The sequence below is a fragment of the Halopseudomonas litoralis genome, from assembly GCF_900105005.1.
Classification (GTDB): domain Bacteria; phylum Pseudomonadota; class Gammaproteobacteria; order Pseudomonadales; family Pseudomonadaceae; genus Halopseudomonas; species Halopseudomonas litoralis.
The window spans coordinates 1036633-1050917 of the sequence record NZ_LT629748.1 but is presented as its reverse complement, the minus strand read 5'-3'; the positions used below and the strand labels follow the sequence as shown (position 1 = coordinate 1050917).

The window sequence follows — 14285 nt, the reverse complement described above, 5'->3', positions numbered from 1 at the left end:
CCGAACGGGCACTCTATCGCGGGTCAGATAGGCTGGCAGCCAATCATATCAGCGTGCGACCCTTGTTGGCAGCAATACGCAAACGCAGCGCATTGAGCTTGATGAAGCCAGCCGCATCGGCCTGATCATAGGCACCGGCATCATCTTCGAAGGTAGCGATGTTGGCATCGAACAGCGAGTCATCCGACTTGCGGCCGACAACAACCACGTTGCCCTTGTACAGCTTCAGCCGCACCACGCCGTTCACATTCAGCTGGGACGCGTTGATCATTTCCTGCAGCATGGCGCGCTCAGGGCTCCACCAGAAGCCGTTGTAGATCAGCTCGGCGTATTTCGGCATCAGGCTGTCTTTCAGGTGGGCCACTTCACGGTCCAGGGTAATCGACTCGATGGCGCGGTGACCTTTGAGCATGATGGTCCCACCGGGAGTTTCGTAGCAGCCACGGGATTTCATGCCGACAAAGCGGTTCTCGACGATATCGGTACGACCGATGCCGTTCTCGCCACCGACCTTGTTCAGATAGGCCAGCACGGTAGCCGGCGACATGTCCTGGCCATCGATGGCAACGATATCGCCATTGCGGTAGCTCAGCTCGATGTAGGTGGCCACGTCAGGTGCCGTTTCCGGCGACTTGGTCCAGCGCCACATGTCTTCTTCATGCTCGGCCCAGGTATCTTCCAGCACACCGCCCTCGTAAGAGATGTGCAGCAGGTTGGCATCCATCGAGTACGGCGACTTCTTCTTGCCATGGCGCTCGATCGGAATGTCGTGCTTGGCGGCGTAATCCATCAGCTTCTCACGGGACAGCAGGTCCCACTCACGCCAGGGAGCAATTACTTTCACACCCGGCTTGAGCGCGTAGGCACCCAGCTCGAAACGCACCTGGTCGTTGCCTTTGCCGGTGGCGCCATGGGAAATGGCGTCGGCGCCGGTCTCATTGGCGATCTCGATCAGCCGTTTGGCGATCAGCGGACGGGCAATGGACGTACCAAGCAGGTATTCGCCTTCATAGACGGTATTGGCGCGAAACATGGGGAATACGAAATCACGCACGAACTCTTCGCGCAGATCGTCGATGTAAATTTCCTTTACGCCCATGGCCTGAGCCTTGGCGCGTGCTGGCTCGACTTCCTCGCCCTGCCCCAGGTCAGCAGTGAAAGTGACCACTTCGCAGCCGTAGGTATCTTCCAACCATTTGAGGATTACCGAAGTATCCAGACCGCCGGAATAGGCCAGGACGACTTTTTTCACATCAGTCATTACGCGCTCCATTGATGAAGGTTACCGGCGCAACGAAAGGCACCAGCCAAAGGCGCCATTCTACCGCTCGGAGACGAGTAATTACAGGGGCTGTCGGAGAAACTCAGGGAATTAGATGCAGCGTCAACCGAGCTCAGTCCTTTTCCAGACGCAAGGTGACGCGGCGGTTCTGGGCCCGGCCAGCAGCGCTTTCATTTGACGCCACGGGGTATCGTTCCCCGTGAAAGCGGGTCATGATCAATGTCTCATCCACCCCTCGCTCCGTCAGATAAGCCTGTATCGCCAACACCCGCTGGCGGGACAATTCACGGTTGCTCAGGCGGTCACCGACATTGTCCGAGTGGCCATCCAGCTGGACCTTGCGGATATCCGGGTCGGCCTCGATATAGGCCAGAACCACATCCAGCATTTGCCGCGCCTCGGCGTCCAGTACCGAACCACCCGTGGGAAAGCCGATGGCGCTGCGGGATATCTGATCGATATTCTTCGGCAACAGCCCGCTGATGCAGCCCTGAAACTCGTCCCAGGCCTGCCGGTAACCGACACTGGACACCACCACGGTGATCTGCCCGGCATCACTGATACTGCTGCGCTGAATGGTCGGTTGCAATCCGGCCGAGAGACCAGCCAGCATCCGCCCCGCCTGCTGGTAAGGTAGCTGGAGCACCGTAGGGCCATCGCTTACCGTGCCCGACCCGAGTACCTGCGCTGCAGTGCCGGGACGCCACGGCGGTGCGTCATTGAATAGTTGGGCCGGCCCCGGCCGCATCAGATTGCTCCATGCCGACAGCTGAAACACCGGCCGCTCCCCTGCCCGCCGTACGAACATGGCTTCGCCATAACCATCAACCTGCTGGCTGAGACGACACTCGAACTGATCTCCCTTCACCGCCCACTGCACATTCTCCATGCGAGTCTGGAAAGTCAGGGCTTGGGCAGGCAAAGCGAGACCCAACAGCAGGGCAAGAGGCAGGCGTGGCAAAGGAAGATCTCCCGATTCATCGGTCACTGGAGACTGAATCGGCGGGAGACAGGGAAACTTTAAGATCCAGACTGAATCAATTGACCAGGAAACGCGTCACAGAAAACGGCGTCATGTCTATCGCCGGCGTCTCTCCATCCATCATCTGCGCCAGCAGCTCACCGGTGGCCGGCCCCAGGGTGAAACCCTGATGCCCGTGACCGAATGCCAGCCACAGTCCTGCTTTATCTGGAGCCGGCCCGATGACCGGCTTCATGTCCGGCATGCAGGGCCGCGCGCCTTTCCATGGCTCAGCGTCACGGCGTTTGCTTATAGGGAACAGCTGTCGTGCGGCACGCTCTGCCGCCGCCAATTGCTTGTATTTGGGGGGAGCATCCAGATCGGCCAACTCCGCGCCGGTAGTCAGGCGAATCCCGGCACGCATCGGCTCGAGCAGAAAGCCCTTCTCGGCATCCATCACCCAATGGTTGAGTACGGCTCCCTGCTCTGTCGAATAGTGCATGTGATAACCACGCTTGACGAACAGCGGCACCTTGATGCCCAGGCTTGCCATCAGCTTGGCTGACCACGGCCCCATCGCCACCACCACCTGCTCCGTTTCCAGCGTTTCTTCGCTGGTCACCACGCGCCAGCCGTCCTCTGTCTGAATCACGTCCTCAACGCTGGCCCGCAACAGACGGCCACCTTGTTCTTCAAAGTTGCGCGCATAGGCCTGCACCAGCGCGCCCGGGTCCGACACCATCCACGGCTGGGTCCAGTGAATGGCTCCTACCAACCCTGCTCCCAGATGCGGCTCCGCCGCCCGCAAAGCGGCCGCGTCGAGCACCTTGTACTCCACCCCGAAGCGTCCCCTATCCTCATTCGCCAGGGCCAGCCGCTCATCCAACGCCCTCTGCGTTCGATACAGTTCCAGCCAACCACCCTTGCGCACCAACTCCTCGGCACCGGCAGCCTCGATCATCGGCGCATGGGCATCCTGGCAGCGCATGATCAGCGACGCCCACTCCTTCACGATGCGCTCATAGCGCGCCCCACCGGAGTTGAGCCAGTACTGCAACAGCGGGCCAGCCACATTCGCCATGCCCGTTGGCCGATAGCGAATATCCACCTCACGGTTGGGCAGAACGCGCAGTAGAGTGCCTATGTCGCGCGGAAAGGCATAAGGGCGCACCGCCTCGCGCTGGATGATGCCAGCGTTGCCGAAGGAGGTCTCACGCCCCGGCTCACGGCGGTCCACCAGCGTCACGGTATGGCCGCGACGCACCAGGTGCCAGGCTACGGAAACGCCGATCATTCCGGCGCCGAGAACGGTGATATTACGCGACATGGTGGTCTCCCTGCTGTGTATCAAGATACCCCGTGCAACAGGGCAGGCATGGCAGAGAGTCTAGCCTGATTCAGCAGCGCTGCGGCAACACCTGAGCATTGAATGTCCAGCAGTTTGAAATCAGCTGGCGCACCGGCACTTTGCCAGATACCAGCGTATCCAGCGTGTGCCTCCTCGCCTTTTCCGGTAGCATAGCGAGCATTGCAATAGCCTGGAATTCACCCCCATGACCGATCGTATCACCCTGATCCGGCCTGACGACTGGCACATTCACCTTCGTGACGGCGCAGCTTTGCCGCACACGGTTGCCGATGCTGCCCGGCACTTTGCTCGCGCCATCATCATGCCCAACCTGGTACCCCCGGTGCGCGACGGACAGCAGGCGGATGAGTACAAGTCGCGCATTCTTGCCGCCCGCCCGCAGAACAGTCAGTTTGATCCGCTGATGGTGCTGTATCTGACCGACCAGACATCACCCGAGATCGTTCGTCAGGCATGGCAGCAGCGTCAGGCGATCGCTGCCAAACTGTATCCCGCCGGCGCCACGACCAATTCAGATTCCGGCGTGACAGCATTGGAGAAGATCTATCCGGCTCTGGAGGTCATGGCCGAGGTGGGCATGCCGCTGCTGGTGCACGGTGAGGTGACCCATGCCGAGGTGGATATATTCGATCGAGAAAAGGCTTTCATCGACCAACAGTTGGTGACCCTGACCGAGCGCTTTCCGACGCTGAAAGTCGTGTTTGAGCACATCACCACTGCCGATGCGGTGGATTTCGTGCGTAGTGCCTCCGACCGCATCGGCGCAACCATCACCGCTCATCACCTGCTGTATAACCGCAACCATATGCTGGTCGGCGGTATTCGTCCGCACTTCTATTGCCTGCCGATTCTCAAGCGCCAGCGCCATCAGCAGGCGCTGGGCGACGCCGTGGTATCCGGCTCCAGCAAGTTCTTCCTCGGCACCGATTCAGCCCCCCACGCCCGCCACGCCAAAGAGGCCGCTTGCGGATGTGCCGGCTGTTACAGTGCCCATGCGGCAATCGAGTTGTATGCCGATGCCTTCGATGAGCTGGGGGCGCTGGACAAGCTGGAAGGCTTCGCCAGTCTGCACGGCCCGGACTTCTATGGTCTGCCGCGCAATACCGATAGTATTACCCTGGTGCGTGAGCCTTGGACCGTGCCAGCCACCCTGCAGCTCGGCGAGCAGGAACTGGTGCCGCTGCGTGCGGGTGAAACCATCCAATGGCGGGTCGTTTGACCCCCTTTCGAATTAAGGACGCTGTGTGAGCGAGTTTGATTACGACAACGACGCAATGGACGATGCACCCTACTCCGGCGGCAACAAGCCACCGATGGCCTATCGGTTCCGCGGTTTCCTGCCGGTAGTGGTGGATGTGGAAACCGGTGGTTTCAACTCGGCGACTGACGCCCTGCTGGAGATTGCCGCCACGCCCATCCTGATGGATGACGATGGACAGGTTTATCCAGACCAGACGCATTTTTTCCGCGTTGAGCCTTTCGAAGGCGCCAATGTCGAACAGGCCGCGCTGGAGTTCACCGGTATCAAGCTGGATCATCCGCTACGCATGGCGGTAAGCGAAAACCATGCGCTGACGGAAATCTTCAAGCATGTGCGCAAGGCGGTGAAATCCGCTGGCTGTAAACGCGCCGTTCTGGTCGGACACAATGCATTCTTTGATCTTGGCTTCCTGAATGCTGCAGTTGAGCGCACCGAGATCAAGCGCAACCCCTTCCATCCATTCTCCTGCTTCGACACAGCGACCCTTGGCGGTCTTGCCTATGGTCAGACGGTGCTGGCCAAGGCATGCAGTGCGGCTGATATCGAGTTTGATGGTCGCGAAGCGCACTCTGCTCGCTACGATACGGAAAAGACTGCAGAGCTGTTCTGCACCATCGTCAACCGCTGGCGCGACATGGGCGGCTGGCCCCTGGTTTGAACCGCCCGTACGCCGACCGGCTAATTTCACTCTGGTCGGCTACACTTTACTGCGGTAAGCCAACCACCAGAGACCGGCGCCTCGTGGCAAGCCGGTGGGACCAAGAAAAAGGAAGAACTCCCATGAAATTCAAAGCACTCCCATACATCTTCTCCGCTGCACTGGGTTACGCTGCCATGGCGGCGACACCTGCCGTTGCTCAGCAGAACTTCATCACCATCGGCACCGGTGGCCAGACGGGTGTCTACTATGTTGTCGGCCAGTCCATGTGCCGCCTGGTCAACCGCAACAGCAATGAGCATGGTATTCGTTGCAACGCACCTTCCAGCGGCGGCTCGGTAGCCAACGTCAACGCCATTCGTGGTGGCGAGATGGACATGGGCGTGGTGCAATCCGACATCCAATATAAGGCCTATGAAGGCATCGAAAATTTTGCCGACGCCGGTGAATTCAAGGAAATGCGCGCAGTATTTGCCCTGCATGGCGAGCCGCTGACTATCGTCGCCCGCCGCGACGCGGACATTGAGCACGTCAAGGATCTCAAGGGCAAGCGTTTCAATATCGGCAACCCCGGCTCCGGTCAACGCGACACCATGGATGTAGTCATGGACGCGCTGGGCTGGACCATCAAGGACTTTGCCCTGGCATCCCAGCTGTCCGCCTCGGAACAGGCCGCTGCCCTCGGCGACAATAATATTGACGCCATGGTCTACGTGGCTGGCCACCCCAACGGCTCGATCCAGGAGGCTACCACCACCGTGGATTCGGTGATCGTTGCGGTAAATGGTGAGGAAATCGACGGCGTCATTGCCGCCCAGCCTTATTACGCGAAGGCCATCATCCCCGGCGGAATGTATCGCGGCAACGACAAGGATATTGAAACCTTCGGCGTGCGCGCCACCATGGTGACTTCTACCAAGGTGCCGGATGAAACCGTATACCAGACCGTCAAGGCAGTATTCGACAACTTCGATCGCTTCAAGCGCCTGCACCCGGCCTTTGCCACCCTGGACGAGCAGGAAATGATCAAGGAAGGCCTGTCCATCCCGCTGCATGACGGCGCCGTGCGTTATTACAAGGAGCGCGGCTGGATGTAAGCCGCCATTCCGGGTTTGCCCATCGCGGCAAGCCCGGAATTCTCGTTCGATATAGAGCACAGGGAATAGTCAATGACCGACTCTGCCAAACGCGATGATCTGCTTACCGAGCTGGATGATCTGGTCGCCACAAGCGACACCGGCGCACGCAAACCCCATGGTTTTACCGGAAAACTGCTGCTATCCGTAGCCGCCTTCTGGTCGTTGTTTCAACTCTGGATCGCTTCTCCGCTACCCTATATGGTCGGATTCGGCGTATTCAACAGTACCGAAGCCCGCTCCATTCACCTGGCGCTGGCGGTTTTTCTGGGCTTCATGGCGTTCCCGGCCTTCCGTCGTTCGCCGCGTAATCACGTGCCCCTGACGGATTGGGTAATGGCCCTGGTCGGTGCTTTCTGCGCCGCCTACATCTACATATTCTATGCAGCGCTGGCCGAACGCCCCGGCAGCCCTACCACAACCGATGTGGTCGTTGCCCTGGTGGGTCTGGTGTTGCTGCTGGAGGCGACCCGCCGTGCATTGGGCCCTCCGCTGATGATCGTGGCGCTGTTGTTCATCATCTATTCCGTCGCCGGCCCATACATGCCGGGCATGCTTGCCCACCGCGGCGTCAGCCTCACTTCTCTGGCAAACCATCAATGGTTGAGTACCCAGGGCGTATTCGGCATTGCCCTGGGAGTGTCCACCAGTTTCGTATTCCTGTTCGTGCTATTCGGCTCGCTCCTGGACAAGGCCGGTGCGGGTAATTATTTCATCAAGCTGGCCTTTTCTCTGCTCGGCCACTATCGCGGCGGCCCAGCCAAGGCAGCCGTCGCCGCTTCGGGCATGACCGGCCTGATCTCCGGCTCCTCGATTGCCAATACGGTGACCACCGGCACCTTCACTATTCCGATGATGAAACGCGTCGGTTATACCGCCGAACAGGCCGGTGCAGTAGAAGTATCGGCATCGGTGAACGGCCAGATCATGCCACCGGTGATGGGCGCTGCGGCCTTCCTGATGGTCGAGTATGTCGGTATTTCCTATACCGAAGTCATTACGCATGCCTTCCTACCGGCAATGATTTCCTATATCGCCTTGTTCTACATAGTGCATCTGGCTGCATTGAAAGCCGGTATGCAGGGACTGGAGAGCAGCAACCCGGTGCGTCCCTTCGCCCGCAAGATGCTCGGATTCCTTACCGGGCTGCTGCTGATCATGGGCTTGTCCCTTGCCGTGTATTATGGTCTTGGTTGGCTGAAACCCGCGCTGGGTGTTTATGCCTCCTGGGTGATCGCCGCCGGGCTCGCCATAGCCTACATCGCCCTGTTGCGGGTCGGCTCACACTATCCGGATCTTGATCTGGATGATCCGAATTCACCTGTAGTATCCATGCCTCAAACCAGACCAACCCTGATGACCGGGCTGCATTTCATCCTGCCGGTGATCGTGCTGGTCTGGTGCCTGATGGTCGAGCGCTTGTCACCCGCCCTGTCGGCATTCTGGGCCACCGTCTTCATGACTATCATCATGCTTACTCAGCACCCGCTAATTGCCATGTTCCGCAAGGAGCGAGACCTGGGGCGCAATATCCGTCGCGGCTTCTGCGATTTCTGGGAGGGTCTGGTTGCCGGCGCACGCAACATGATCGGCATCGGGATTGCGACTGCCACCGCGGGGATCATTGTCGGCGCCGTTTCGCAGACCGGCGTCGGCCTGGTTCTGGCAGATCTGGTGGAAGTGCTGTCCATGGGCAACCTGCTGTTGATGCTGGCGCTCACCGCAGTGCTCAGCCTGATACTCGGCATGGGCTTGCCCACGACGGCCAACTATATCGTGGTGTCCGCCCTGCTCGCGCCAGTGATTGTCACCCTGGGTCAGCAGAACGGCTTGATAGTGCCGCTGATCGCCGTCCACCTGTTCGTGTTCTATTTCGGCATCATGGCGGATGTAACACCGCCTGTCGGCCTCGCCTCCTTTGCCGCCGCAGCCATCTCGGGTGGGGACCCGATCCGTACCGGCTTTCAGGCCTTTTATTACAGCCTGCGTACCGCCGCCCTGCCCTTCCTGTTCATCTTCAATACCGACCTGCTGCTGATCGATGTGAGCTTCACCTACGGGCTGGTCATCTTCGTGGTGGCAACGGTGGCCATGCTTATCTTCGCTGCCGCCACCCAGGGTTGGATGATCACCCGCAGCCGCTGGTATGAAAGTGCACTGCTACTGTTGGTTGCCTTCACATTGTTCCGCCCCGGGTTCTGGATGGATATGGTGCATGATCCCTACCGCTCTATTCCGCCGACCGAGATTGCCCAGGCGCTGGATCGGGTAGATGACGACAGCAACCTGCGCATGCAGATCAGTGGCCTGGATGACATCGGCAACCCAACCACCTTCTATCTGCTGGTGCCGATACCGGATGGCGCAACCGGCGTAGAGAAGCTGGAGAACCTGGGGCTTACGCTGATGCAGGAGGGTGATCGCACCCTGGTGGACCTGGTGACCTATGGCAGTCTGGCATCGGAGCTGGGCTTTGACTTTGACCAGGAAATCATCGAGGTGCTGGCACCGGTTGATCGATATCGCAAGGAATGGATGTGGATACCCGGCTTCCTGGTATTCGCCCTGGTTGTAGGTCTGCAGTGGCGCAGACGCCCTGCGGCCACCGCCACCCCGGCCTGAAAAGGAGCTAGCTCATGTACAAGGTGATATTGGTTCCCGTTGACATCAACCACAAGGGATCCTGGGCCAAGTCATTGCCCGCCGCGATACAACTGTGCCAGACCTATGGTGCATCATTACATCTGGTCAGCATCCTGCCTGTCATCGGCATGCCAATGGTGGATGGATTCTTTCCCAAGGAATTCACCGCCACGGCCAAAAAGACCATGAAGGGAGCGCTGCGGGATTTTGCCGCCAAACAGGTGCCCGCCGACATGAAAGCCCAGCTGATCGTGGCGGATGGCAAAGCCTATGAAGGGATCCTGCGCGTGGCCAAGAAAATCAATGCCGACCTGATTGTCATGTCCACCCATAAACGCAAACGTATCGAGGACTATCTGGTCGGCACCAACGCCATGCGCGTGCTGCAGCAGTCGAAGGTATCGGTACTGGTCGTGCGCTGAGTCATCCGGAGCCATGATCTGGCTCCGGATAACCTTTCGAGCTCTGTCAGGTGCGCCGCTTCGGTGGCGCCAGGCCGTCCGGGCTGACGATGACCTGCCCTTTGGGCACGGCCGGTTTGCGCTTGGCTGCCGGCTTCGGCGTTTTCGGGCGCTTGATCTTTTTCTTGTCTTCCTTTTTCTTCTTCGCCCCAACCGGCTTACCGGAAGCCTTGAGCTTCCGCGGGCCCTTGAAGCTGCCTGCCAATTCCTTGATCACCCGACGCTCGAACTGACGGCGCAGATAGCGCTCGATGCTCGACATCAGGCTCCATTCGTGCGGCGCCACCAGCGATATCGCCACACCTTCCGCGCCTGCCCTGCCGGTACGGCCCACGCGATGCAGGTAATCGTCACCACTGCGCGGCATATCGAAGTTGATCACCAGATCCAATTCGCTGATATCCAGCCCCCGCGCAGCAACATCGGTCGCCACCAGCACACCTCTGCCGACGTCTTTGAAGCGCTCGATGGCCAGCTTGCGGTCCTTCTGATCCTTCTCGCCGTGCAGCACGTACACGCGCAAGGCTTCCACCGTCCGCAACACGCCATTCAGACGATCTGCCATGACTCGGGTGTTGGTAAAGACGATCGCCTTGCCCTGGCATTCATTGAGCAGCAACCATTTGACCAGCGCCTCACGGTGCGCATTGTCATCAACGGCTATCACCTGCTGACGGATCGCCGGAGTATCGGCACGCACACTGTCCAGCTCCAGCCAACGCGGTTCGTTCAGGACCTCAGCAATAATGCGCTTGAGCCCGGCATTGCCCGTCGTGGCGGAGAACAACATGGTCTGGCGCTCGGCAGGACAGGCTGCGGCGATGGCCAGCACATCTTCGCTGAAGCCCATATCCAGCATGCGGTCAGCTTCATCAATCACCAACGTTTGAATCGCCGACAGGTCCAATCCGGCCGCGCTCAGCTGCTCCAAGGTCCGACCCGGCGTTGCCACGACGATATCGGGGTTCTTGCGCAGCTTGGCTGCCTGCACCTTGAAGTCTTCGCCGCCGATGACCAATTCGGCCTTGAGGAAGGTGAACCGCGCCAGCTCCTGAATATCCTTGTGGATCTGCCGGGCCAGCTCGCGGGTCGGCGATAGGATCAATGCGCGCGGGGCGAGCGGCTGACTTTCATCCTCCAGCAGGCGCTGAAGAATCGGCAGGACATAGGCAGCCGTCTTGCCACTGCCGGTCTGGGCGATGACATACAGATCATCACCGGCAACTGCCGGGGGAATCGCGGCCGCCTGAACGTCGGTGGGCTTCTCGAAGGACAGTGCAGTCAATGCCTTGAGCAGGCGTTCATTCAGGGACAATTCGGTAAACACGGGCTTTCCTTTGAAAAAAACAATGCGAAATGCCCGCCAGTGTACCACTGCGTGGAGAAAATCCCGGTATGGAGTTTTCCCGGATCAGCTGACATAACCAGCTCCGGCTTTCATGGTAGAATCACTGTCTTTTCGAGCCTCGGCTGGCATTACCCATACGCAGGAACCCCATGGCAACTATCACCCGCCCCGGCCCATCCCGCCGCTTTTCCGTTGCGCCCATGATGGATTGGTCCGCATTCTAAATAAAGCCATCATAATCAATGCGTTACTAGCACCACTCCTCACTGTGTAGCAAATATGTAGCAACGCTACTTGCACTGAACACGCCAAAGCCCATTCCAATCCGTCGTATATCTCGGGCTCAACAGCTCCCGCCGCATACCCCAACCCGGCTCCACCGGCACCCGAGCTGGTCGCAGCGTACCCCTTCCCCAGCGACTGTTGATCTGGTCCAGTACACCCATGACACGCCCCGCCGTTTCAGGCTGCTCCCGAGCAAACAGGTCGCCGGTAAACTCCCCTCGCTGCCGCAAATCCATCAGCAGAATCTCAGCTTTGGCATAGTTGTAACCGGTGCGGTAGATCGCATCCAGCCCCTGGCTTGCCGCTTTGATAATCAATCGGGTGTCGTCGGTGGGATATGGCAGTTCGCAGATAATGCCCTTGGCAAACTTGGCCTCGTTCGGGTTAAACATGCCCGTCCGGATGCCGACTCTGACCTTCTTGCATAGCGAGCCCTGTGCACGCAGTTTCTCGCATGCTCGGGCAGCGTAGGTGGCCACTGCCTCCCGGATCGGCTCTTTCTCCTGGAGTCGCTGTCCGAAAGCACGACTGCTGCAAATCTCCTGCTTGGGCGCCGGGTCGTCATCGATCTCCAGACACGGCACGCCTCGCAGCTCCCGGGCAGTCTTCTCGATGACGACGCTGTGTTTCTTGCGCAGCGTCCAAGCATCAGCCTGGGCCAAATCCCACGCAGTATGAATCCCCATCAAGGCCAGGTGCTCTTTCATGCGCCGGCCGACGCCCCATACCTCATCCACCGGCATCCGCTTGAGCAACCAGTCTCGCTTGGCCGTTGAATCCAGGTGCACCACCCCGCCGGTATGCTGCTGCCACTTCTTCGCCGCGGCGTTGGCCAGCTTGGCCAAGGTCTTGGTGGGAGCAATCCCGATCCCGGTTGGTATGCCGGTTTGCTTCAGCACCTGAGCGCGGACCTTGCGGGCCAGCTGCTCTGGTGAGCCAATGCCGGTCAGGTCGGCAAAGGCCTCATCAATCGAATACACCTCCAATGCCGGTACCAAGCTCTCGATAACCGTCATCACTCGCTGGCTCATGTCGCCGTACAGCGCATAGTTCGAGCTGAACGCAACGATGCCATTACGCCGCAGCACGTCCCGGATCTTGTGGTAGGGCTCGCCCATTTTCACGAACGGCTTGGAGTCTGCCGACCTGGCAATCACGCAGCCGTCGTTATTGCTCAGCACCACAATGGGGACCTTCTTCAGGTCAGGGCGAAACACCCGTTCACAGCTGGCATAAAAGCTGTTGCAGTCGACCAGCGCGATAGCCCGTTCAGCCATGGGGAAACCGTCGGAGGCTTCCGATGACCACGCCCCACACTTCGAACTCGTCCCCTTCCATGATGTAGCGCGGCGGGTATTTTGGATTCTCCGATTCCAGCACGAATTGCTCCCCCCGCTTCGCCAGTCGCTTGACGCAGGGGTCGCCGTTCAGCGCGGCAATGATGATATGCCCAGGCACCGCGTCCAGCTTGCGATTCACGACCATCAAGTCGCTATCGAAAATCCCTACGCCGATCATGCTATCCCCAGACGCCTGCACCAGGTAGGTGTGCGGCGCGTCTACGTCCATTAACTCGTCCAGCGATAGCGGCTGATCCATATGGTCCAGAGCGGGACTGGGAAAGCCGGCCGGTACCCGGCAGGTATAAAACGGTAGTTCGATGGTTGAACTGGTCAAAGGGCCTATGATTACTGCATTACTCATTGAGCGTGACTCGCTGGCGTGACTGGATATAAATACAGTATTCGCGTCGGCGGTTTTCGTCAATCGGATCTGGATCGGAGGTCGCTATGTGCGGAAGGTTTGCGCAGTACCGGATAGCGTGGGAATACCTGGAACCGATCGGGCTGCAGCTGCCTCTGCTGGGCGGCGTAGATCCCGAGCCAATCAACCGGTACAACGTGGCGCCACGGTCACGGGTGCGCATTCTCCACCCCGACCCGGACGGGCTGCGTTGGGATCTGGTGCCGTGGGGATGGGAGCCGTTCTGGGCCAAGGGCAAACGGCCGCCAGCGATCAATGCCCGGGGCGAGACGGCAGCCACCGGCAAGTTCTTCAAGCAAATATGGGAGTCAGGCCGGTGCGTGATCCCGGCGGATGGTTGGTACGAGTGGGTGAAGGATTCAGCTGATCCGAAGAAGAAGCAGCCGTATTACATCCACCGGCGTGACAAGCAGCCGATGTATTTTGCGGGGATTGGGCAGTTCAGGCGGGACGGCAGCGAGCCGCAGGTGGGAGATGGGTTTGTGATCATCACCGCGGACAGCGACCAGGGCATGGTGGATATCCATGACCGCCGGCCGGTGGTGCTGTCATCCGAGTGCGCGGCCAACTGGATTGATCCAGAGCTGGAGCCTGTGGAGGCGGAAGAAATCATGCACCAGCATGGGGAGTCGGTGGAGGTGTTTGAGTGGTACCCGGTTGGGCGGGAGGTGGGGAATGTGCGGAACGAGGGGGCGGGTTTGATAAAATGTGTAACAGACTAAAACACAGCATGTAGTGGGTCAAAATTATAGAATCCCTAGATGCTGCGTCATATCGATAGGTAGCCTTAGACTCTTAAAATATACCCTTTGAGGTTCTGTATCAGATCGCCTAATCTAAACCTCAAATTTACAAGGAAGAAGGAGAGGATTATGTTTCGCTCAATGGCAGAGTTTATTTTTCCTCCAGAACTGTCAGAAGATAAGAAAAATCTTGTACGCATCCTCAATGAAGGTGAAGTTAAGGCGACAGGGAACGGAACCTTGGTACGAGATCTTAAGTCCATCACCGATGATGAGCGGTTCAAAGAAATATCCAAACGTTATGCTCAGCTGATCGGCTGATATGTTTCTCCTCCTAATCATACCGCTGCTCGCCAGCGGTTTTCGGGTGTGTC

Annotated in this window: 13 protein-coding genes; 7 read left to right on the top strand and 6 right to left on the bottom strand. The window is 58.9% G+C overall.

The annotated features are described in order from the left end of the window. Positions 1–43: 43 nt before the first annotated feature. The 3 genes from BLU11_RS05205 to BLU11_RS05195 form a co-directional block, all read right to left on the bottom strand. Positions 44–1261: an argininosuccinate synthase gene (locus BLU11_RS05205; protein ID WP_090272369.1), complete on the bottom strand. Its 1218-nt coding sequence runs from the start codon at positions 1259–1261 to the stop codon at positions 44–46. 133 nt (positions 1262–1394) lie between these two features. After that, positions 1395–2243, bottom strand: a complete 849-nt coding sequence (locus BLU11_RS05200) for a flagellar protein MotY (RefSeq protein ID WP_090272368.1) — start codon at positions 2241–2243, stop codon at positions 1395–1397. 76 nt (positions 2244–2319) lie between these two features. Beyond that, on the bottom strand, positions 2320–3570 hold the full coding sequence (locus tag BLU11_RS05195; RefSeq protein WP_090272367.1) for an NAD(P)/FAD-dependent oxidoreductase: 1251 nt from the start codon (positions 3568–3570) through the stop codon (positions 2320–2322). A gap of 226 nt (positions 3571–3796) precedes the next feature. Here BLU11_RS05195 and pyrC point away from each other — a divergent pair, with 226 nt between their 5' ends. From pyrC to BLU11_RS05170, 5 genes are all read left to right on the top strand, one after another. Next, entirely contained in the window at positions 3797–4831 is a 1035-nt protein-coding gene (gene pyrC / locus BLU11_RS05190) for a dihydroorotase (RefSeq protein WP_090272366.1), read from the top strand. 55 nt (positions 4832–4886) lie between these two features. Next, positions 4887–5531 (top strand): ribonuclease T, encoded by a 645-nt coding sequence (gene rnt / locus BLU11_RS05185; protein WP_090276262.1) that lies wholly within the window; start codon positions 4887–4889, stop codon positions 5529–5531. Between the two features lie 122 nt (positions 5532–5653). Further along, positions 5654–6628, top strand: coding sequence for a TAXI family TRAP transporter solute-binding subunit (locus tag BLU11_RS05180; protein WP_090272365.1), 975 nt, complete (start codon positions 5654–5656; stop codon positions 6626–6628). 72 nt (positions 6629–6700) lie between these two features. Beyond that, complete coding sequence (locus BLU11_RS05175; RefSeq protein ID WP_090272364.1) at positions 6701–9289, top strand: TRAP transporter permease; 2589 nt, start codon at positions 6701–6703, stop codon at positions 9287–9289. Positions 9290–9303: 14 nt separating this feature from the next. After that, a complete protein-coding gene (locus BLU11_RS05170; RefSeq protein ID WP_090272363.1) occupies positions 9304–9732 on the top strand; it encodes a universal stress protein in 429 nt (142 codons plus the stop codon). Between the two features lie 46 nt (positions 9733–9778). Here BLU11_RS05170 and BLU11_RS05165 read toward each other — a convergent pair whose 3' ends face one another. From BLU11_RS05165 to BLU11_RS05155, 3 genes are all read right to left on the bottom strand, one after another. Then, complete coding sequence (locus BLU11_RS05165; protein WP_090272362.1) at positions 9779–11098, bottom strand: DEAD/DEAH box helicase; 1320 nt, start codon at positions 11096–11098, stop codon at positions 9779–9781. Positions 11099–11409: 311 nt separating this feature from the next. After that, positions 11410–12681, bottom strand: coding sequence for a translesion error-prone DNA polymerase V subunit UmuC (umuC, locus tag BLU11_RS05160; RefSeq protein ID WP_090272361.1), 1272 nt, complete (start codon positions 12679–12681; stop codon positions 11410–11412). Continuing rightward, positions 12674–13108, bottom strand: coding sequence for a LexA family protein (locus BLU11_RS05155; RefSeq protein WP_090272360.1), 435 nt, complete (start codon positions 13106–13108; stop codon positions 12674–12676). Before BLU11_RS05155 ends, umuC begins: the two co-directional genes overlap by 8 nt. An 86-nt stretch (positions 13109–13194) precedes the next feature. On the opposite strand from BLU11_RS05155, the gene BLU11_RS05150 reads away from it, so the two are divergent. After that, positions 13195–13890, top strand: coding sequence for an SOS response-associated peptidase family protein (locus BLU11_RS05150; RefSeq protein WP_090272359.1), 696 nt, complete (start codon positions 13195–13197; stop codon positions 13888–13890). 150 nt (positions 13891–14040) lie between these two features. After that, a complete protein-coding gene (locus tag BLU11_RS05145) occupies positions 14041–14232 on the top strand; it encodes a hypothetical protein (RefSeq protein WP_090272358.1) in 192 nt (63 codons plus the stop codon). The last annotated feature ends 53 nt before the right edge of the window (positions 14233–14285 follow it).